Below are 22,044 nucleotides of genomic sequence, written 5' to 3' on the forward strand. Positions count from 1 at the left end.
AAAAGATGAAAAAGGACTTTTTATGGGGAGGCGCATTAGCTGCTCACCAATTTGAAGGTGGATGGAATGCAGATGGAAAAGGACCAAGTGTGATTGATGTGATGACCGCAGGTGCGCACGGGGTTCCAAGAGAAATTACAGAAACTATCGAAAAAGATAAATTTTATCCCAACCAAGAAGCAATTGACTTTTATCACCGTTACAAGGAAGATGTTGCTTTGTTTGCAGAAATGGGGCTTAAATGTTTGCGTACATCAATTGCTTGGACACGCATCTTTCCAAACGGTGATGAGGCGACACCTAATGAAGCTGGACTTCAGTTTTATGATGATTTATTTGATGAACTGTTGACGCATGGAATCGAACCTGTCATTACCCTGTCTCACTTTGAGATGCCATTGCACTTGGCAAAGGAGTATGGAGGTTTTAGAAATCGCAAAGTCATTGATTTCTTTGCGAAGTTTGCTGAAACGTGCTTTATGCGTTACAAGGACAAAGTGAAATATTGGATGACTTTTAATGAAATCAACAATCAAATGGATACGAATAATCCCATTTTCTTGTGGACCAACTCTGGCGTGCTCGTAAAAGAGGGAGAGCGTCCTAAAGAAGTCATGTATCAAGTTGCCCATAATGAGTTGGTGGCTAGTGCTAAAGCAGTCATCATTGGGAAGAAAATCAATCCTGATTTTCAAATTGGTTGTATGGTTTCGCATGTCCCAATTTATCCTTATTCTTGCAATCCTAAAGATATTATGGCAGCTGAAGAAGCTATGCATCAGCGTTTTTTCTTTGCGGATATTCACGTGAGAGGTGTTTATCCGAATTATGCGCTCAAAGAATTTGAGCGCGAAGGATATCAACTAGAGATTCAAGAGGAGGATTTACAGATTTTAAAACAAGGTACTGTTGATTATATTGGGTTTAGCTACTACATGTCAACGGTTGTCAAAGCAGATAAGGAGCAAGATAACCTGGGAGATGTGGTAAATGGAGGTCTTTCTAATAGTGTAGACAATCCTTACATTGAAACAAGTGACTGGGGTTGGGCGATTGATCCAGAAGGCTTGCGTTATGCGCTGAATCGCTTGTATGATCGCTATCAGCTTCCTTTGTTTATTGTTGAAAATGGGTTTGGTGCAATCGATGTTTTAGAAGAAAATCATCAAATTCACGATCAAAATCGGATCGATTATTTGAGCAAACATATTGAATCCTTCATGAAAGCGGTCGATTATGACGGTGTAGAGTTGATGGGGTACACACCTTGGGGGATTATTGATTTAGTATCCTTTACAACTGGCGAAATGAAAAAAAGGTATGGGATGATTTATGTTGATCGAGACAATGAAGGCAAAGGTTCGATGAAGAGATACAAAAAAGATTCCTTTGATTGGTATCAACAAGTAATTGAGAGTAATGGGGAATCGGTATAAATAAGAAGGAAAATAACCAAAAAGATAAAGACCAACGCTAACACAGGTTGGTTTTTATCTTTTTTAGAAACGATTTAGCCAGTAGCGGTTTACAAATACTCCACTTTATATTATAATATGAACATACATTCATATGAATGGTGAATAAATGACAGGTGGCGAGGAAAAATGAAAAAAAAACTAAATATTTCGGTGGTATTATTTTTTTCAGGGTTTGTACTTTTTATAATGGGAATCTTACAAGGGAACAGTCAACTAATAAGTAGTATTTTCTTTGTAATTTCCGGTCTATTAGCTGGATATCATATTATTGGAGAAGGGTTTGAGGATACCTATCAAGATACCAAAAGAAATCGAAAGTTCACGCCTAATATTCACTTACTAATGACTTTAGCTGCATTGGGCTCGGCGTTAATTGGAAGCTTTGAAGAGGCCGCGTTACTTATTTTAATATTTGCAGCTGCCCATTTTTTAGAAGATTATGCACAAGGAAAAAGCCAAAGAGAAATTACCAAACTGCTAAATTTGAATCCAACGCAAGCCCGTTTGGTAGTAGGGAACCAAATAAAGATTGTCCCCGTAGAAGAGCTTAAAATTGGTGATCGGATTCAGGTATTAAATGGGGACCAAATTCCAACTGATGGGGCAATATTAGAAGGAAGCACCTCAGTGGATGAGTCTTCAATCAACGGAGAAAGCGTGCCTAAAGAAAAAAAACAAGGGGATCTTGTTTTTGGTAGCACGATCAATGGTACGGGAACAATTGTGGTGGAAGTAACAAAAGACAGTAGTGAAACAGTATTTGCCAAGATTATTCAATTAGTTAAGCAGTCTCAAGAAAACCAATCAGAGATTGCAAGTAAAATCAAACGGTTTGAACCAAAATATGTTAAAGCGGTTTTAATAGCATTTCCTTTAGTTGTCTTATTTAGTTTCTTTGTTTCGCAATTGCCACTTGCCCAAAGTTTTTATCGAGGATTAGTATTTTTGATTTCTGCTTCACCATGTGCGCTTGCAGCAAGTGCGGTTCCAGCAACACTTTCAGGTATTTCCAATTTAGCCAAACAAGGGGTACTTTTTAAAGGGGGCGCTTATTTAGCCAACTTAGCAGATATTAAAGCGTTAGCATTTGACAAGACGGGGACACTGACGCAAGGGAAACCCAAAGTTACAGACTATTATCTTGTAAATGACTTACCGGAAAGTAAAGCAGAACTACTTGATATTTTAGTCAATATGGAAAAAAAATCGAATCATCCTTTAGCGCGGGCCATTTTAGATAAATTTGAAGATCAAATGAAGGAGCTGAATTTAGAGGTAGAAAATGTGATTGGTGTGGGCTTAGTTACCCAATTCTCAGATGCTAGCTTTCGTATTGGCAAGCCGTCAAGCTTTGCCGTTGTCCCACAAGAAGTAGAGGAAAAAACGAAACAATTGTCAAACGAAGGGAAAACGGTTGTCTATTTTGCCAAGAATGATCAGATTATTGGCTGGGTAGCCTTGATGGATGTTCCTAGAAAAGAGTCTATCGATGCGATGAGCTATTTTAAAAATCAAGGCATCCGTACCACGATGATTACTGGAGATGCCAAATTAACTGGAGAAGCAGTTGGAAAAATCGTAGGGGTAGAACAAGTATTTGCGAATGTCTTGCCAGAAGAAAAATCCCAAATAATCGATCAATTGAAAAGAGAAAATGGAATCGTCGGAATGGTTGGAGACGGGATCAACGACGCACCAGCACTGGTTAAAGCAGATATAGGTGTGGCAATGGGAGATGGAACGGACGTTGCAATCGATGTGGCAGATGTAGTAATCATGCAAAATGATTTGGAAAAACTAAGCTATGCGCACCAAGTCTCAAAGCGTCTCAATCAAATTGTTCAACAGAACATTATCTTTTCGATGTCCGTCGTAGGAATATTGATTTTATTGAACTTTTTTGGAATCTCCAACATTTCGTTTAGTGTTTTAATCCATGAAGGAAGTACACTAGTGGTTATCTTTAATGGATTACGGCTATTGGCTAAACTAAAAACTAATAATTCAAGACGCTAGAGGTGTATCAAAATGACTTCATTAAAAATGATTGAAATTTCATTAAATGATATTGTACTGCGAATGTTCCTAGCCTTAGTCTTTGGCTCAGTAATTGGGTTAGAAAGAAGTATAAAAAAAAAGATTTTGGTGTCAGTAGTAATGCCATCCTATGTTTAGCGGCTTGTACCATTTCCATTTTACAGATTCAATCAATTGATATTTTGGTCGATATTGTGAAACAAAATAATACTCTCTCCTCTATTATTTCAGTTGATATTACACGATACGGGGCGCAAGTGATTAGTGGAGTAGGATTTTTGGGAGCCGGGATTATTGTTTTTAAAGAGAGAAAAGTTTCGGGATTAACAACAGCAGTGATGATGTGGAATGTCACGGTTATTGGCCTTGTCATCGGAATGGGTTTTTTAACTATTGCGTTTGTCAATCTAGGTGCCACGATGGTTATTTTGGTAGTAGCGCAAGTTAAAAGAAAAAATAATAGGAAAAAAATAAGCTTGACTCTTCTTTTGAGTAATACCGAAGAGCAACAAACGGTTACTTCACCATTATACGAAAAGAGTGAAAGCCTGCTTGGGAAAGAAGAGCAGATAGTCAGTTTTATAGTAGAAAACTTTAAAAACAAACAAGTGGTTAAGCTTACTTATTACAGCAAGGAAGATTTTTGGAAATCGAACTTACACGCTTATTTTATGAACCAAGGAAAAATAAAATCTGTCGTCATTGAAACGTTATAACCACTATGAATTATTAAAGATAAATTTCCCATCTAGCTGTCATAGAGGGGAATCATAAAAAATAAGAATCTGGAGGAGATAATGATGGGACATCATTTAGGAGGACATCACAAAGAAAAGAGCAAAGGCGGCATTATCTCTAAGTTATTAACAAGTGGTGTGTTGCTTGGATTGGGTAAAAAATTATATGACGAAAAAGATAAAATAAAGGATGCTTTGATACAAAGTAGCAAAGAGAAAGATACCAAAAAATAAGAGGATTGGAACAGAAATGGTTAGAGGAAAATGCAATATGGATAGAGTGAAAAGATCATCTTTTCATTCTATCCATATTGTTATTTTACAAGGATAAAATATCAACTATTCTGAAAAGAACGGAATCATCATCTAGTCATTTTTCACTCACGAAAAGTGATGGAAAATGGTGGAAGTTACAATAATGACTTTTTTTTACTTGTAAAAGTTAAAAAAACAAATATATTTTTATTAGAAAATTAACTAGTGGAAAGTAGCGTGTACGGGAGGTTGATGTTTGGCTTAACCGTTTTTTAAATAACTAAATAAATTTATAAAATAAAAAAGTGTTTATCTATATGCAGAATAAGTGTAGAATATAACAAGTGATGTGTGGAAAAAGACTATAAAAAATAACAAAAGAAGGGGATGGATATAAAGAGGTGTTGGCAATTTTAAGCATTTACTTCTTCTATTATTTATTGGGAAATTCTCTGGATAGATAGCTAAAGTAAGTAGGCTATTAAAAAGTTGTTCCAACTTACGCTAAAATTCTTTATTAATTTGGAGCTATCGTTATGTAGGACTTTTTTAAAAAGGGAAAATCAGTTAGAAAAAAATAAACTAAATGGTGTTATCTTATTTTTTGAGTGACTCAAAGCTGGGGGCATTTTTTTCAGCATAGAACTGATTGAAAATTCAAAAAATAAATAATATCTATCGTATTCCTATCAGAATTCCCTTTATAAGTTATATTTACGGTTATCCTAATAAATAGGAATTTGGGGATTTCACTAATAGAGATGAAGATTATACGTAATGCTAAAATTATTTCACATAAGTTTATTTTCAGTAGGGGCTGAAAAGACTTTTGAAAATTAGGTGTTAATACGCTTATTTCAAAGCAGAAAAGAGAAATTTAGCCGTGAATTTTTAGGCTAAGAAACGCTCAAGTAAGAATAATGTTTAAAAGGAGAAAAATGATGAAAAAGCAATTAGGGGTAAGTATCGCAAGTGTCTTGTTAGGAATTGGGATGGTGAACGGCGTCCATGCAAAAGTAGCAGAAGGGGTTACAATCAATAGTTTTGTACCAGATAAATCACTATACCATGCCCAAGAAACGGCTACATTAAAGTTAATGATGTCAAACCCAGAAAGTAATGAAAAGTCTGGTAGCTATGAAATTAGTATTCAAAATGCGTACTCAGATAAAAATATTTTTGTGACGAGAAACAATTATACAGTAAAGGCTAATCAACAAAATAAAGAGTTAAGCTGTGCGTGGCAGACACCCGCAGAACAAAATGAAGGGTACCTTGTGACGGTTAAATTATTTGATGAAAAGGGACAACTTCTAGAAACGAAAAAAACAGCAATCGATAACAGTCAAGACTGGACAACATATCCACGTATGGGTGGATTTACTAACTTTAATAAACAAGACCAGACTAGTTCAGATAATGTACAAACAGATGTTTCGACCCAAAATAAATACCATATGAATGTATCAATGTATTATGATGCATACGCACGTCCTCAAAATCCAATTCCATCAGAAGATTATCAAACATGGATTGGAGAAAATATCAATCGTACGTTGATTCGTAATACCATTCAAACCCAACACTCATACAATCAAACGGCATTATTGTATAATATGATCAACGCTACAACAGGTACACCAGATGAGGCAGGGACTAATATGTCTGAGCTGGATGCCAAAACCGTCCAAAAAGCGGATGGAACGAAAATGATTCAATCAAAATGGGGTGTCTTTAGGACTGAAAAACAAGCAACCTCTGGTGTTACGTATGATGAGGCCGGAGACCAGGCGACTTTTAACATGTGGGGTGGCGAAGAAAGTAAGAAAGATAGTAGCAATAAAATTCAATCTTACTACAATACTTGGTCTAAAGATTGGCAACAATATATCGGTAAAATTATGAAAAATACAGTTGATGAATTAGGATTTGATGGTTGGCAAGGCGATACGATTGGAAATATTCATGGTACTTCTTATGAAAATCGTGGGACTACAGACACTTTTGACACAGAATCTGGGTATCAGTATTTTGCGGATAATATGAAAGCTAATTATTTTAAAGACAAATACTTTGGAATTAATGCTGTAGCATATGGTGGAGCAGATTTATTAGCCCAATCAAAAGCAGATTTCCAATATGCAGAAACTTGGTATTTTAATCAACCAAAATATTCAGATCTAGCAGATAATGTTAACAACACCATGGAAAAAAGTGGCAAATCTTTAATTATTCCTGCTTACATGTATCATGCTTGGGCAAGAAATAACCCAAGTACGCTCCCAAAAACCTTTAACGATAATGCGATTCTCTTAAAAGATGCGGTTGTTTTTGCAAATGGTGGAGATAGCTTTGAACTTGTTGATAATGGGCGTCAATTGTACACAGAATACTACCTAGACCCAAGAAAAAACCAAGAATCGGGCATTCAAATGTCGGATGAACTTGGAAATTCAGATCATGGGAAACTAAAGCATGTCTATGACTTTGTAACCAGCTATGAAAGTTTATTACGTGGGAATGACTTGCGACTAAATAATCAGGGATTAGAAATATGGACAGGTTCATTTGTAGGTGATGGAGAAAACATTCGTAGCGCAAGTGCTGAGAAAAATAAAGTCTATGCGTTTAGCAAATCTTCAACGACCAATCAATCGGTTGAAACGCTTAACTTTGTCAATCTAAGAGGGGTGACAACTGATACATGGCAGATTAAAAATGAAGAGGACGAAAAAAGTAAAGACGGTCTTCAAGACCAAAAGGACTTGTGGGTGAAATATTACCCTAAAAACGTGAACGAGGTTAAAAGTATTGCAGTATCTAGTCCAGATTCAGCCTATCAATCTGAGAAAAAACTTGTCGAATTTTGGCCCCATGTAGATGAAAATGGTCAATACTTTGTCACGTTCAAGCTGCCTTCTCTAAACATTTGGGATCTTGTGACGGTATCAGGAAATCATTAATTCTTCACTTTTCTAACGAGATTATTTCAAGTAAAAAAGGTTCAGCATTTGCTGAACCTTTTTTGCTTTGTGTTTTGATGAGATCGAGCTATTTCAAAGCCTTGTTATCACAATCTGTTATTTTCTTTTTACTTGGCCAGAGTGGCGTTCTTTGATTTCATTTTGCTCCGCAATATTTTTTTGTTGCTGCGCAAAATCTGCTACTCTATCGATTGGATTGGTTTTAACCCCACCAAATCCTGAGTGGACCATCGTGTTCCAACCGCCTTTACTAGGATTTTTACCTTGACGTTTGAGCCTTTCAGCTCGTTCTCTTATTCGTTGATAATTCTTTTTTCTACGTTCCTCTAAATAATCGGAAAAAAAAGTTAAAATGTTCATACCAATCACTCCTTTTTCATTTTTACTCACCTCTCAATAAAAGAATTTAAGAGGCTAGGTTGCTTTCGCTAAATATAGTAATCTTTTATTATAAAAAGGTTATAATTTATTATATATTTTAATCGTATTTTAATCAATAGATAATTTTTAAATGGTAGCGGCAAAAAGTGAAAAAGGCTCAGGAGCCAGCCAGTAGCTCTAGTTAGCATTGGATGACTTTTGTTTTGCGCTTTTCAAAGATAAAGATACTAAGCAGTAAGAGCCAGACAAAGGGAATTGCTATTTTATAAGGACGAATAAATGCAATCGTCATATATTTTTTCACAGCTTTCGAGATAGAAGAACGATAAGTAACTACTTCTTGATTCATTTTTTTGCTTTTATTTTTAACAGTAACCGCAATCTCTGCTTGTACTTTTTTCTTTGTTGCATCTGGCCATTGTGTACCGTTATGTGCAACCAAGTACGCTTGTGTTTCTTTTTGAATCAATTTCGTTTGGTCCTTAGAACTAATAGCAGGCCCACGGTCGAGCGAGGTACTTTCAGTGGCATAGAGATTTCGATGTGTTGCGTTTAAGATTTGCTTTCTTTGAGCCGGGCTGGTTTCTATTTTGTTTACTTCAGTTTGGGCTGTTGAAAAAACTTGTGCTTTGGCTGTTTGTAGATTTGATGATAAGGCGGAGACGAAGATTGCAACCGCAAGTAGTGTACCGATTTGCCTAAAGACACCAGTTACACTTTGAGAGGCAGTAAGTAATTCACCTGTAAAACGACCCGCACTTAAAACAGTGATGGGACCGATAATAATTCCGTATCCTGAACCAATCAGAATGCAAGCAAGCTCAAATTGCCAATAAATATTCGGGTTCATAAATGCAAGTACAACATAGCCTGTGGCAAGACCAGTGATGCCCAAAGCAATCAACAAGCGACTCCCCATTTTTTTCAGCAACAAGCCACTGATTGGTGAAAAGAGAAAGACCATTGCAGATGCTGGGGTAATCATAAGAGCAGCAGTTAATTCGTTATATCCTTGAATTTTGGTGAAAAAACTAGGCATTAAAACCATCAGTGCCACAAAGAATATTCCAGAAAAAACAGTGACAATAATCGCACCTGTAAAGTGTCGATAGCGAAATAAGGCTAGTGGAATCATTGGTTCACAGGTAGTAGATTCTTGCCAAATAAACAGACCAAGCGAGAGTGCAAAGACAAGAAGTAAGCTTAAGACTTTGAAACTTGTCCAGCCCCATTCACTTCCTTTGACAAGTGCTAGAGCTAACGAGAATAGCATCAAAATTGCCAGAAACATCCCTAGTAAATCAATCTTTGCTTTTACAACTGTTTCATTTTTCATTGGGAGTAAAAGTAGACACAGGATAATCGAAAGTAAGACTAAGGGGATATTGATAGAAAAAATTCCGCGCCAACCTAAAAACTGAGTGAGTAGACCACCAATAGTAGGACCAAATGCAGCGGCTAGGCCTTGGGTCAGCCCGAGTACTAAAATTGCTTTGTCTCGTTTATTTGCTTCTAGTGCGTTGATTCCGATTGTCATACTAGCGGGGAAAACAATCGCTGCACCGAGACTTTGGAGCTCTCGACCAGCAATCAGTATTGCTACTGTAGAGCTAGAAGCAGAGAGTAAAGAACCAAAGAAAAAGAGAATAAGACCGACCAAATAAACTTTGTGCCGACCTAGTTGATCCGACATCCGACCTAATGGGATTGTAAGTGCAGCAAAGGTAATCGTGTAAACATTTAAAGCCCATTGAAGGGTACTCAGATCTGTCTTAAGTCCAACCTGGATTGCGGGTAGGGCAATATTCATGACCGTTGTATCAAGCATACAGAGAAAGATTCCGATGGACATGGTCATCAAAATAATCGTTTGCTTCTTTTTCAAAAAAATCACTCCTTTATATTGATTGATAACACTATACATCGTGCTATACTAAATAAGAATAATTAGGTTACACAAAGGAGGAAAATTGTAAACCATGTCGCCACAAGAGCTAAAACAACAGAAACTAAAAGCAATCTACCGAGGGCTATTAACGCTGCTACAAAATCGGAGTTTAAGTGATATTACAATCTCAGAGTTATGCAGAGAAGCAGAGGTCTCTCGAACATATTATTATCGTAATTTTTCATCTTTTCAAGAAATCATTGCGAAATATCAAGAACAATCAATTATTTCGTATTTGCGTCTCGTCCCACATGCCACTTCTATTGAATTCTCTAAGCTGATGACAGTATATTTTCAGTTGATGGGGGCGCATGCAACGGAAACCTTATTGTTAATCAATGCAGGGTTAACGGATGTCTTAATCAGTACCTTTAGACGTGTCTATCTTTTTTTAATCCATCATGGGTATATCGACTCCTCCAATACACAGCGTGGAAAAAACAAATTTTTTGCCAGCTTTATTGCAGGCGCAGTCATTTCCACAGAGGTTGAATGGCTAAAAAGTGGGATGAAAGAAAGCCCCGCACAAATGGGTGTAATCTTAAAAAAAATGTTTGATTTTTCGGATGCAACAATAAAAAATTGATGTTAATTTAACTGGGATAACGACGTGTCAAGTTCTGCTAAACTAGGCTTACAAGAAATCAGCAAAACGAGCAAGACTTTCAACCTGTGCTTACTTAATAAAGTAGCTGCTAAAAAAATGTAGGTTGCGAGAAGATCAAACAAATTATGAGCATTTTAGGAGGCGCCTATGATTAAGGATCAAGCAAAAATCGATGAATACTATACCATGCTCCAAAACAAGAATTCCCAGTATGAAGGGATTTTCTTTGTTGGAGTCAAAACAACGGGGATATTTTGTCGTCCCACATGCCCCGCAAAAAAACCATTAAAAGAAAATTGTGAGTTTTTCCATGACGCGCAAGAAGCCCTACTAGCTGCTTATCGGCCATGTAAAAGATGTAAGCCACTGACAAATCAAAGTTATTTGTCAGATGATGTGAGAAAGTTAGTGGAGGCAGTGGAAAAAAATCCACAAAAAAAATGGATGGATAAAGATTTTGATGAGCTGGCGATTCATCCGAATACTGCCCGCAGACAGTTTAAAAAAAATTTTGGTATGACGTTCATCGAGTATTCAAGAGCAAGAAGACTAGGACTTGCCTTTAAAGAGATTCGAGCAGGAAATCCTTTGATTCAGGCACAATTAGAGAGTGGATTTGACTCGGGAAATGGTTTTCGAGATGCTTTTTCTAAGATAATGGGGGAACTCCCATCAAAGAGTAAAGAGGTTTTGGCACTTTCTTCTTCGTGGATAGAAACCAAACTTGGCGCGATGCTTGTGATTAGTGATAAAGAGAAAATTTATTTGTTAGAATTTGTCGATCGTCGTGGACTTGAAAATGAGATTGTTCGGTTGAGGAAGCGGTTAAATGCAGCGATTATCCCACAACGGACAAAGGTGATGGAGCAGCTTGAGCAAGAGCTTTGGGAGTACTTTGAAGGCAAGCGTATGGATTTTGAGGTACCACTATTTCGGTTAGGCTCCGATTTCGAAAAAGAGGTGTGGTCACAATTGCAACAAACAAAAGTAGGGGAAACCATGGCGTATAAACAATTAGCGACTCGGGTTGGAAATAGTAAGGCTTCACGAGCGGTAGCGAATGCAAATGGAAAAAATCAATTAGCACTCCTAATTCCATGTCACCGGATTATTGCTAGTGACGGAGGGATTGGCGGATATGGTGGAGGAATTGAACGCAAAAAATGGTTGATTCAACACGAGAAAACCATGGCTGAAAAAATGGCAAGGAAAGAAGACCAAGCGTAGAAATTAATTAAGTCCGTCTTTTGTGGGAATAATCGAAAATAAAAGTGAATACTAATTAGAAAAAAACTGAGCCCAAGTGATGTAGCATCTTGGGCTCAGTCTTTTTTTAGGTAAGAGTAGGCTAAAACACTTGACATTAACGTTTGGTGTAATGTTAGTCTAAAGCTAGAAAGGGAAGGATACAGGTGAATATCAAAGAATTTGCGGAACGCACGCACGCAACACCTAGAACTATTCGTTTTTATGAAGAAAAAGGGCTACTGTGCCCTAAAAGAAATGACAATGGTTATCGGGATTACCAGGAAGAGGACGTCTTAGAGATGAAGACGATCTTAGCTTTAAAAACGGCTAATCTATCACTAGAAGATATCGCGAGGATTGTCGCATTAAAAAATAGAGAAACTTCTTTGTTGTGTAAAGAAGAAACTTTAAGCTTCTTGGAGCGACAAATTTCACAATTAGCGCTTCAAATCAAACTAACGCAACTCGTTCATGACCAATTTGTAGCGATCAAATCAGTGGTACAAAAAAGTGAGGGTGAAGCAGATATGACGAAGGTACTATCAATTTTAAAACAGCTAGAACGTGGGGGAATAGAGCATGAGAAAGACAATTAAACTAGAATTTTTCACATTATTTTTGACCATAGTGTATACTTACTTTTTTGTATTCAATTATTCGGGAAAGTTATTTTTCTTTTTATTTTTCGTCCCGGATGTATCAATGGTTGGGTATATTTTTGGGAACAAGCTCGGAGCAAAAGTTTACAATTTAGGACATAATCTAATTCTACCAAGTCTCTTAATGATAGGGTCTCTTATTTGTCAGCAAGAGATTGGCATACAACTTTCATTGATTTGGGCGAGTCATATTTATATGGACCGAACGATGGGATATGGGCTGAAATATCAAACGGGCTTTAAGCAGACACACCTCACTTGAGTATAAAAAGATACCCCAGAGCATGGAGAAATGTAGGAGATTAACAGCACGAAAAAAGTTCTGAAAAAAGTTCTAAGAGGAGCAAAATAGGTCAAGAAAAATTTATAGGAACGGCGAAAAACGTAAATGAAAAAAACTATTTTTTGATTCACGGATATAGAGCGAACACTCTGGCTAATTGGTTTTCTTGGCTATAAAGAGAATTGGTCTCTTTGAATCAACAGGAGATACAGCAGGCCAATTTGATTTTGGTTGTGGGTTTTGATGAAACTTTATGGACACAACTGCAATTAGTAAACTTTACCCAAACCTCTATTGATTATGCAAAAATTTTACCGAAAATAATTCAAGCAGTAGTGATTTCGGCCCTCAACATCTCTATTGTTCAACATACTTATTCTGAAACACTGGCACGCCATTTAAGGTGTAAATTTATCTTGATGCCAGAGGGGAAACTTTTTATCGACCAAGACGAAATCTATCCGCTCCCTGTTGTGTAGAACGGGCTAGTAAGCTTGTTACAGACTACTAGCTGAGTTTTTCTCATTACTCTAAGAAATAGTCTGAAATTATTAAAAGTCACAGAATGTTTTTCTGGATGTCCTGATCGTTTTGGAATTTCTCTAGGATAAAAAGCTTAAATCTATTGGTGTTTGGTTTGTTTTAAGTTTATAGACAAAGAGATCGACTGCGCCAATTGAGCGGGTCCTGTCAGCTTGAAGCTGCTTGTTAGAAGTAACCGTCTTTTCAGGTAAAACAGCTAGGGCATCCCCTGCGCTTACTAGGGAAAGCAACACATCTAGTGTATCTACTTCAATCAATGAAATGCTTTGTTCTTGTTTCTTGGTGAGAGTAGACAACGTTGCCAAGCGATAAGGACAGTTAGGATCTCGGCTCACAACAATTTTGGTTGGCATATTCAAAGTCTCTCTCTTAGCAGCATAGCACCAAACGATTTTCTCGCGGATTTGTTTTAAGCAGTGGAACTCAGGGGAAGGATATGCTCGGTTTGTTAAGATAATGGCTACATGACCTTCTTTCAAACGTACAAAAAGCTCAGATATTAAAAAAGTATAGACAGTAACATGGGGATTTACGTAAGCTTTTTTTAGATAGTTGCTTGAGATTGTCGGAGTCGCCCCAATGCGCAGCGTGGCGATTTTCTGATGAAAGTGTTGTTCCATGTCTGAAACGGTGGTCAGAATCTGCTGCGCATACTTTAAAAAATCCGCCCCATTCTGGGTTAAAACCATCCCTTTATTACTTCTAGTAAATAAAGTAAGGCCAATTTCTTCTTCTAGCTTCGTGACTCGTTTGCTAATAGCTGATTGAACATAACCAAGCTTTTCTGCAGTTTTACTAGTGGATTTTGATTGCACTACTTCATAAAAAATCTGTAAGTCTTTTGTATCCATCTGAATTCCCCCTTCTCTATTCCAATATGGAATATCTAGCGTGATGATTCTTCATTATACAGCAGAAAGGGGGAACTGTATAATTTGATTTGTAACAAGAAAGGTGGAGAACGAAATGAATGCTATGCAATACAAAATCAAGTTACCAAATGATTATGATATGAACAAGATTAGGGAAAGGGTCGCACAGAATGGGATGAAAACAGATGGATTTGAAGACTTGGAAATGAAAGCTTACCTCATAAAAGATACGCCTACAAAAAAAGAATACGCCCCACTCTATATTTGGAAGCAACAAGCTGGAATGAATCACTTTATTTTTGATGGTTTTTATGACAATATTTTAAGCACTTTTGGCTGGCAAAAAATCAATATCGCCATCCCTTATATTGTCGAATTAAACCCAACAATTCAAAATGCCAAATATGTTTTAGAAGTTGAACAAGAAATCAACGAAACTGCTCATATGGCAGGCCTGAACTTCAGCGTGGAAAACGTCCCATATGAAGCTAGAGTATTGGTATATAATCCAGATAAATGGAAAAAAGTAGAATTTTACTTTTTGGAGGATATCCCCCAAAGTTTGGAAGCAACAGCCTCTATTTATGAGATACTGCATGTATCACAATAAAGATTACTGGCTAAGTTTTAGTGGGAAAAGTTTTTTTCACGCAAGTGTTAGTTTTTAAGGTGAATTCTTCTTATTACAAGTCAAGAGTAATAAAGCTTTTTTATTACTTTTGGCTTATTTGTGTTAGTTGTTGGTCAAAAAAGAATCATTCATTATCGCGTCTCAGAGAGTGGAGTGAATGAGAAAATAAAAAAATAGGAGAATTACAAAGAAAACGCTTGCATTGAAGTGCGCTCTAGGGTATATAATGACTATAGTAGTTAAAATGGTATGTTATTTGAAAAAATGTCTCGAAGAGGAAACACAAAAAAATGAAAGAAAGAGGGAACAGGATGAAAACCGTATATTTAGTTAGACATGGTCAGACTTTATTCAATGTGCAACACAAAATACAGGGGGTTTGTGATTCTCCACTAACAAAGACTGGAATAAACCAAGCAAAAATTGCTCGTGAACATCTGGAAAAGCAAGGCATTCAGTTCGAAGAGGCGTATGCTTCCACATCTGAAAGAGCGGTAGATACACTGGAGCTACTAGCAGATGTTCCCTACAAGAGGATAAAAGAGTTAAGAGAATGGAATTTTGGCACGTATGAAGGCGAAGGCGAGCACTTAAACCCTCCTTTGCCTTATGAGGACTTTTTTGTTCAGTTTGGTGGGGAATCTCAGGCTCAAGTAGAAGAGCGGATCAGTCACACGATGGAAAAAATCTTGAGTGAGACAAGTGCGAGTCATATTTTAGTTGTGTCACACGGAGCTGCAATTGCTAATTTTAATCGGCATTGGGCACATACGAGTCGTGTTGGAAAGCCAAATAGAATTCAGAATTGTTCTTTGTTCAAATACAGTTATCAAGCGTCCAAATTTGTGCTAGAAGAAATCATCGAACATGATTTTAGTCATATTCAATAGCACTATATAGCTAGTAAAATGATTCGTCTTAAAAAAATTTTGGTGTTATAATTTGTCTAAAAGTACTTGGAGGAGAACATCAATGAAAAAAATTTTACTATTTTTGCTAGATGGATATGCTGATTGGGAAGCTGGTTTTGTCAGTGCCAAGCTGAACAAACCAGAACTAGGCTTTGAAGTACAAACGATTTCTTTAGAGACGCAGACCGTCACTTCGCAAGGAAATTTTGTCACGAATACGGCGAATACACTTGAATCATTTGATGACTTCGACAAACTCTCGGCTTTTGTTTTGATTGGTGGGACTGGTTGGGGGAATCAGCACCTAATCAAAGGGTATCATCCCAACGTTTACGATGAAAGCTCAAGTGCAAGTATCACTGCATTGATTGATGAGTGTCTGATCCGCCAACATATAATCGTAGCGGGCATTTGTGATGGTGCTACGTTCTTAGCTGATAATGGCTATTTGAACAAAATAGATCATACGGGCAACTCGTTGGTCCATTTACAAAATAAAGGCCTTGATTACGCAGGAGCAGCACATTTCAAAGAGCTCCAAGCGGTTTCTTTTGGGAAAATCATCACGGCAAATGGGACAGCTCCATTAGAGTTTACGCGAGAACTATTGCTCTGTCTGGGGATGCTTGATGGACGGAATCAAGTGGATGAATGGTATCAGACTTATAAACAGGGGTATTTCATTATGACTTGTCATGAAACATATCAGATAGGAAAACCCTCACAAAAAAACACAAAAAATGGTTTACCCACTTTTTTGTGTTTTTTTTATTCTGCTCAATTTATTTCATTTTGCAGGCCCTGTTGCTCAAGATAAGACTGTTGGATTAAATGAATCAGTTCTTGCCAACTTTCTTTATTGTTCACTGAGTCAAGATAGAAAACTTTTTTACTAGGATCTCCTCGCTCCAAAGTATCTGTAACAATAATATCTGCTAAGGAGTAATCATCGGTGATGATGACGCTACTTGGATTGTAAAGACTGAGTAATCTGTTCTCAATAAAATAGCTAGCTGTAAAATCTTTGATCATCTGTAGATAGATTTTTATTTGTGCGCTTTTTTTAGAAGTAAAAAGTGTGTATAATGCTGTTGCAATTAAAGTACGGTGGTCGACATTGTCGACAATAGGCGCAATTTTATCCGTGATTGCTGTGAGATACTTACTTTGGATATGTAAATGAAAAGTTGGCGAAGGAATAAAAAGGCTAATAATAGGATAAATAGCATTACCCACTAAAAAGTAGAAGGCATTCAAAAAGGTGAGGTAATACATGCATAAGTACTGATGTTCTTTAGCAACAGCAAAATTTTCTATATGTATGCTGGATAACAAGATATCTCTTGATAAGGTACAAAAAGAATGGTCATGTCCCAAAAAGAGTTTTCCCAATTTAATTTTTTCTTTTTTGGGAACAATATCAGAAATAAAAATATGTGATAAAAAGTTTAAATATTGAATTTCAACTTTTTTATCTGTTTCTGGGATAGGAGAAGAATACCATTTTTGAAAGGGGACAGTTATGTCAAAGCTATCTTGAACCAGTGTAAAAAACGTTTGAATAGCAATTGATTTAGGTGGATGTACATAATGGTTTTTGCTAATTCTAATTTGCAAAACAGCAGATATAATATCCATGGTTCTGTTCTTAGTATGTGGTCTTTTAAAGGCCTCTTCTAATAATTCTTTGGGAACTTTATTATGGAGACTTTCAATTGAAATAGTAGGGAAGGGCCATTCAAGATCTTGAAAAGAATCTTGTAAGAACAGGTAGGTAAATAGGCGAATATTCATTTCATTGCCTTCTAGGGAATAAAGATGATTGGCACGGATAATCTTAAAATCAAAAGGGTCAAAAAAAGTATTTAATCGTTGGGTTAATTTATGCAAATAACTTGGTGAAATGAAAAGTTTCTCTAAAATTTGGCTTTTCTCTATTGTATCGCTGGTCACTAAGAGTACGCAATAATTGAACAAAACATTATTTTTTAGTAAGAATAATTTCAAATGATACGCATAGGATACGGCATTTGTACGTAGTTCGGGACGCACCGTAATTATACCGGTTTTTTTTGATAAAATAAAATTTTCAATACTTAAATATTCTGTAAAATGTTTGTTAATAATCAGTAGATTTTCTTTGACTATTCTTTTTGAAAAATTTAACGATTGTGAGATTTCATCTGCAGTGGTCTGCTTCTTATTGATAACAAAGAATAAGATAGATAGCTCTCTTTTTAAATAATTGGGTAACAATGTAAATTCCTCTCTTTCATTAAATAATGAGCTGAATTAAGCACTTCTGAAAGCTTTTTGAAAACAAGCAATTAAGCGTAAGGCTAATTTTGATTGTGGTCCAAGCTTAAAATATGAATTTTGGTATAGATTTATTAGGAATCATTCTATATGTTGAGTAAGTCTTTGCACTCATCTTAACATCAGGAACATTTTTTGTACATTTTCTTAATGAATAATTTTAAAAAGCAGAAAAAGATTTCTAATAATATTTGTTAAATGAACTATTTGGTGTTTAAAATTAGGAATGAATATGAATTTGATAGATAATTAATCTTGAAATGGTTGTCTTTATTACAATTTTTTTCTAAAGAAATATGAAGAATTATTCTTTAAAAATAAGGTATATAAAAGAGTTGTGGATAATTATTGTGTTTTGATGTACAACAATAGTAAATAGCAACAAGTATTTTTTTATGCTATTCTATTCAGGACGTTTAATAAACAAAAGCGTTGGACTCTTTTAAAAAATAAACCCTGTATTTTTACTAGTCTGTGTATATTAGATTAGTTATTTTTTTGATTTAAAACATTTTTTCGAAATGGAGTGTGGAAAGAGTGAAAAAGTATGTAAAAATTTGTTTGATTGTAATGTTGTTGGTACCTAATATACTGTTTATTTTGGAGCCTAAAGCTGCCTATGCAGATTCAGGATTGGACAATCTTGTAAGCCAAGCGAAAAATGCTTCGAAACAAACCGTAACAGAAGAAGTAAAAAAATTAATTACAACGAAATCAGAGCAACACATCAGTACAGTATCGACACCGCTGAATAATCTATTTTCGTATAAGGCAGGTGAAACAAAAAAATATACAGAAGGGGGGCCTACATGGGGCAAAGAGGCGTTTGTTATCAGTTCAAATCCAATATATACGACAGACGGAGTGGACACAAATTTATTGAAAATTGATTTTAATCGTCCAGGATCAGGTACAACAAATACGTCCCCTAGTAGTATTTCAATCACAGCAAAAACGAACAAGAAAATAGATACCAGTTTCTGGTTGGAAGTTCGTAGTGTTTATGTTGTATGGCATACGTATAAATGGGAAACTTTTTCGGGGAGTGAAGAAAAAACCTGGTACTCTCAAGACTTATTAGACAATCCAGTTTCGATTCGAGTGCACGTGACCAAGGACAATGAAGAAGGTACAGTAAAAGTATCCTATACAGATATAGATACAGGCGAGTCTGTTATTAATGATAATACGCTTTATGGAAAAATCGGCACTTCTTTTGACAAAGATGTCACGGCAGACTATGAGGCCAAAAAAGAATATATTCAAAGACAATTTTATCAATATGTTGGCGAAAAAAATACACATGGGAACTATATGGATGGCACCGTTCAAGCTGAATATCAGTTTGAAAGAATTCAAGGAGGAGATATAACAGTAAACCATGTTAATAACGATACTTCACTGAACGACAAGCAAAAAGCAGCTTTTGGTACACCGAAATCAGATACTCTGAGCGGAAAGTATGGAGAAACCAAAGTTGCGAAAGCGCAATCAATTCCTCACTACGAAACAATAGATGGAAAAGTAGAGAAACCAATAACTTTAAATGAAAATCCTCAACAGGTAACATTTGAGTACAAGCTATCTCAGGCCAAGCCAGTAACCGTTAAATATGTGGATCAAGACGGTAAACCAATTGCTGGCGTTGATAACAAGTTGGTTACTGGGAGATGGGGAGACGAATATACCGTTGTTCCCAGAGAAGAGATTCCTTTTTACACTTTAATTGATAGTGCTGAACCGATAAAAGGAGAACTGACGGACGAAGCTCAAGAGATTGTGTATCATTATCAAGTAGCGGAAGGTGCACCAGTAGAGATTCATTATTTGGATGAAGACGGAAAAAAACTGAAAAAAGATAAGACACTTTCAGGATTAAAATTTGGCCAACAGTTTACCGAAAAAGCGATAGAAATCGAGCATTATCAGCAAAAAAATGATGAAATAACAGGTCAAATTACGGACAAGAAGCAAGAAATTACGTTTGTCTATACAAAAAATGGCGGCAAGCCAGTACGAGTTGATTTCCAAGATGAAACGGGGAATCTTATCAATGAAAGCTATCTACTAAATGGAAAATATAATGAAGCTTTTGATGTAAGTGAAAGTAACACGGATGTTCAGGATATTTTAACTAAAATCACTGACAGACATTACCAATTGACGAATAAAGCGGGAGATGTAACAGGTAAGTTTACTGATGATGCAGCGCAAAAATATTCAAGTCATGTCATCTATAAATTTAACAAAAAAATGGCTCCTGGTAAGATAAAAGTACGTTATCTTAATAGTCAAACAAATAAAGAAATTGCGGATTCAGATACCTTGACGGGAAAATATGATGAAACGTATACAAGCCAACCAAAAATTATTAAAGATTACCATTTAACCAAAATACCAGAAAATAGCTCGGGTACATTTGGAGAGAAGGCTGCAGAGGTTGTTTATTTGTATGAACCAAATGTTGGTGGAACAGTTGAACTAAACTATATAAGCAAAGAAACGAAGAAACCAATTGCCACTACTGATGTGAAATCAGGTGGTGTGAATCAAGACTATCAATTTGAAGCAAAATCAATTCCCCATTATGTTGTGACAACGATCCCTACCAACGCAACAGGTGTCTATCCTGCTGCAAATAAAGTGATTAATGTCTATTTTGAATATGACCGAGCAAAAGCTAAACCTGTTCATGTTGTCTATCAAGATGAAAAAGGAAAGATACTTGGAAAAGAAGAGCTTAGTGGTGAAAATAAAAAATGGAATGATTCTTTCCAAACAGAAATCAAATCGTTTGAAGGATATGAAATTAAGAAAATAGAGATTGATGGAAAAGAAGTAGCAGCTGGAAATGGGTTATACGATGATGAAAAGGCCCAAACGGTTGTGTATACCTATAAACTAAAAAAAGCCGCACCAGTTTTGGTAAAATATATAGATATCGAAACACAAAAGGAAATTAGTGCCCAAGATACAGTATTTGATCAGGATGCAGTGTATGGGGATCAATTCCAAAGTCAAGCAAAAGATATTAAACAGTATATCTATAAACAGGCAGAACTTAACCAAAAAGTACAAGAGGGTCCCGTGGTTTCTGGAAAATATACAGATTATCAGCAAACACTTGTGTATTATTATGTAAAAGATAAAACTTCTATAAAAACAAAGAGTTCCCAAATTTATGTTGGGGATAAGTGGCGCGCAGAAGATAACTTTGACAGTGCAACGGATAAAGAAGGCAATCCAGTAGATTTTAAAGCTGTTACAGTGGAGGGAACGGTAGACACTAGCAAAGCAGGAACCTATGAGATTACATACAATTACAACGGCATCTCAAGTATCGCAAAAATAAAGGTAAAAGATGTCCAGACCGCGGTTAATGTCCATGATTCCACAATTTATGTTGGGGATAAGTGGCGCGCAGAAGATAATTTTGACAGTGCGGTTGATAGAGAGGGTAATCGTTTAGCTTTCAAAGACATCTCAGTAAATGGAGAATTTGATACTAGTAAAGTAGGAACTTATGAAGTTTTCTATAGCTATGATGGTGTGACCGTTGCGGTAAAAATAACGGTTAAAGCTGCACAGACAGCAATCAATGTCCATGATTCTACCATTTATGAAGGAGATAAGTGGCGCGCAGAAGACAATTTTGATAGTGCGATTGATAAAGCGGGTGAGAAAGTTGCATTTAAAGAGCTTATTGTGACAGGTAGTGTGGATACTAAAAAAGCAGGAAGCTACGAAATTAGCTATGTGTATCAGGGGATGACTAGTGTTGCAAGAGTAACGGTGAAACCAAGGCCACAACCTGACCCAAGTAATAATCAGAAAAAAGAAGAACGTCAAACGAAAAAGCCTATTAAAACTAAAACAAAGCAGAGCAACTTGAAAGGCAGCAACTCTCCCCTTCCAAAAACTGGGGAGCAAGAGACACCTATGTTCACTTTGATTGGAGCCGCGATACTTTCTTTAATTCCAATTTTTGTATTTAAAAAGAGCAAACTGAAAAATTAACACAAGCAGAGTTTGTGGAAGCAAACATATAAATAATTTTTATAGAGCCTAGGACATAACTTTTAAGTTATGTCCTAGGCTCTTAGTATCGCAATAAATATTGGGAACAAAACTATTTTCTCTTATTTTTCGGAGAG

At 36.3% G+C, this 22,044-nt stretch carries 18 protein-coding genes; 14 read left to right on the forward strand and 4 right to left on the reverse strand.

The window, feature by feature from the left end:
• The first annotated feature begins 5 nt into the window (after nt 1-5).
• The 5 genes from CBF30_RS07365 (at nt 6) to CBF30_RS07380 (ending at nt 7,470) form a co-directional block, all read left to right on the forward strand.
• Nucleotides 6-1,436 (forward strand): 6-phospho-beta-glucosidase, encoded by a 1,431-nt coding sequence (locus CBF30_RS07365; RefSeq protein WP_126824510.1) that lies wholly within the window; start codon nt 6-8, stop codon nt 1,434-1,436.
• A 168-nt stretch (nt 1,437-1,604) separates the two neighbouring features.
• Nucleotides 1,605-3,494, forward strand: coding sequence for a heavy metal translocating P-type ATPase (locus CBF30_RS07370; protein ID WP_126824513.1), 1,890 nt, complete (start codon nt 1,605-1,607; stop codon nt 3,492-3,494).
• 146 nt (nt 3,495-3,640) lie between these two features.
• The gene (locus CBF30_RS07375) at nt 3,641-4,231 is read left to right on the forward strand and encodes an MgtC/SapB family protein (protein WP_126824516.1); all 591 of its coding nucleotides are present in this window, start codon (nt 3,641-3,643) and stop codon (nt 4,229-4,231) included.
• An 84-nt stretch (nt 4,232-4,315) separates the two neighbouring features.
• Nucleotides 4,316-4,486, forward strand: coding sequence for a hypothetical protein (locus CBF30_RS11830; protein ID WP_245975040.1), 171 nt, complete (start codon nt 4,316-4,318; stop codon nt 4,484-4,486).
• Between the two features lie 962 nt (nt 4,487-5,448).
• Nucleotides 5,449-7,470, forward strand: coding sequence for a glycoside hydrolase family 66 protein (locus CBF30_RS07380; protein ID WP_170168974.1), 2,022 nt, complete (start codon nt 5,449-5,451; stop codon nt 7,468-7,470).
• Between the two features lie 117 nt (nt 7,471-7,587).
• Here CBF30_RS07380 and CBF30_RS07385 read toward each other — a convergent pair whose 3' ends face one another.
• Both CBF30_RS07385 and CBF30_RS07390 read right to left on the reverse strand, forming a co-directional pair.
• Entirely contained in the window at nt 7,588-7,851 is a 264-nt protein-coding gene (locus CBF30_RS07385) for a hypothetical protein (RefSeq protein ID WP_126824522.1), read from the reverse strand.
• 202 nt (nt 7,852-8,053) lie between these two features.
• Complete coding sequence (locus CBF30_RS07390) at nt 8,054-9,757, reverse strand: MFS transporter (protein WP_126824525.1); 1,704 nt, start codon at nt 9,755-9,757, stop codon at nt 8,054-8,056.
• 94 nt (nt 9,758-9,851) lie between these two features.
• Between CBF30_RS07390 and CBF30_RS07395 the strand changes: the two genes are divergently transcribed.
• The 5 genes from CBF30_RS07395 (at nt 9,852) to CBF30_RS07415 (ending at nt 13,096) form a co-directional block, all read left to right on the forward strand.
• Nucleotides 9,852-10,406 (forward strand): TetR/AcrR family transcriptional regulator, encoded by a 555-nt coding sequence (locus CBF30_RS07395; RefSeq protein ID WP_126824528.1) that lies wholly within the window; start codon nt 9,852-9,854, stop codon nt 10,404-10,406.
• 168 nt (nt 10,407-10,574) lie between these two features.
• Nucleotides 10,575-11,654 (forward strand): bifunctional transcriptional activator/DNA repair enzyme AdaA, encoded by a 1,080-nt coding sequence (locus tag CBF30_RS07400; RefSeq protein WP_126824531.1) that lies wholly within the window; start codon nt 10,575-10,577, stop codon nt 11,652-11,654.
• 185 nt (nt 11,655-11,839) lie between these two features.
• Nucleotides 11,840-12,271 (forward strand): MerR family transcriptional regulator, encoded by a 432-nt coding sequence (locus CBF30_RS07405; protein ID WP_170168975.1) that lies wholly within the window; start codon nt 11,840-11,842, stop codon nt 12,269-12,271.
• Entirely contained in the window at nt 12,255-12,596 is a 342-nt protein-coding gene (locus CBF30_RS07410; protein WP_126824538.1) for a DUF4260 domain-containing protein, read from the forward strand. Before CBF30_RS07405 ends, CBF30_RS07410 begins: the two co-directional genes overlap by 17 nt.
• Before the next feature lie 212 nt (nt 12,597-12,808).
• Nucleotides 12,809-13,096 (forward strand): hypothetical protein, encoded by a 288-nt coding sequence (locus CBF30_RS07415; protein WP_245975041.1) that lies wholly within the window; start codon nt 12,809-12,811, stop codon nt 13,094-13,096.
• A gap of 123 nt (nt 13,097-13,219) precedes the next feature.
• Here the strand turns inward: CBF30_RS07415 and CBF30_RS07420 are convergent, their stop codons facing one another.
• Nucleotides 13,220-14,011: a LysR family transcriptional regulator gene (locus CBF30_RS07420; RefSeq protein WP_126824541.1), complete on the reverse strand. Its 792-nt coding sequence runs from the start codon at nt 14,009-14,011 to the stop codon at nt 13,220-13,222.
• A gap of 115 nt (nt 14,012-14,126) precedes the next feature.
• On the opposite strand from CBF30_RS07420, the gene CBF30_RS07425 reads away from it, so the two are divergent.
• The 3 genes from CBF30_RS07425 (at nt 14,127) to CBF30_RS07435 (ending at nt 16,391) form a co-directional block, all read left to right on the forward strand.
• Nucleotides 14,127-14,642 (forward strand): DUF4865 family protein, encoded by a 516-nt coding sequence (locus tag CBF30_RS07425; protein ID WP_126824544.1) that lies wholly within the window; start codon nt 14,127-14,129, stop codon nt 14,640-14,642.
• Between the two features lie 332 nt (nt 14,643-14,974).
• Complete coding sequence (locus CBF30_RS07430) at nt 14,975-15,553, forward strand: histidine phosphatase family protein (protein WP_126824548.1); 579 nt, start codon at nt 14,975-14,977, stop codon at nt 15,551-15,553.
• Between the two features lie 82 nt (nt 15,554-15,635).
• Nucleotides 15,636-16,391 (forward strand): DJ-1/PfpI family protein, encoded by a 756-nt coding sequence (locus tag CBF30_RS07435; protein ID WP_126824551.1) that lies wholly within the window; start codon nt 15,636-15,638, stop codon nt 16,389-16,391.
• Here CBF30_RS07435 and CBF30_RS07440 read toward each other — a convergent pair.
• Nucleotides 16,352-17,830, reverse strand: coding sequence for a helix-turn-helix domain-containing protein (locus CBF30_RS07440; protein WP_126824554.1), 1,479 nt, complete (start codon nt 17,828-17,830; stop codon nt 16,352-16,354). The genes CBF30_RS07435 and CBF30_RS07440 overlap by 40 nt on opposite strands.
• A gap of 597 nt (nt 17,831-18,427) precedes the next feature.
• Here CBF30_RS07440 and CBF30_RS07445 point away from each other — a divergent pair.
• Nucleotides 18,428-21,907 carry a MucBP domain-containing protein gene (locus tag CBF30_RS07445; protein ID WP_126824557.1) on the forward strand — a complete coding sequence of 1,160 codons (3,480 nt, stop codon included), beginning with the start codon at nt 18,428-18,430 and terminating at the stop codon, nt 21,905-21,907.
• Nucleotides 21,908-22,044: the final 137 nt, after the last annotated feature.

This window comes from Vagococcus entomophilus (assembly GCF_003987595.1).
In the GTDB taxonomy this organism is placed as follows: Bacteria; Bacillota; Bacilli; order Lactobacillales; family Vagococcaceae; genus Vagococcus_E; species Vagococcus_E entomophilus.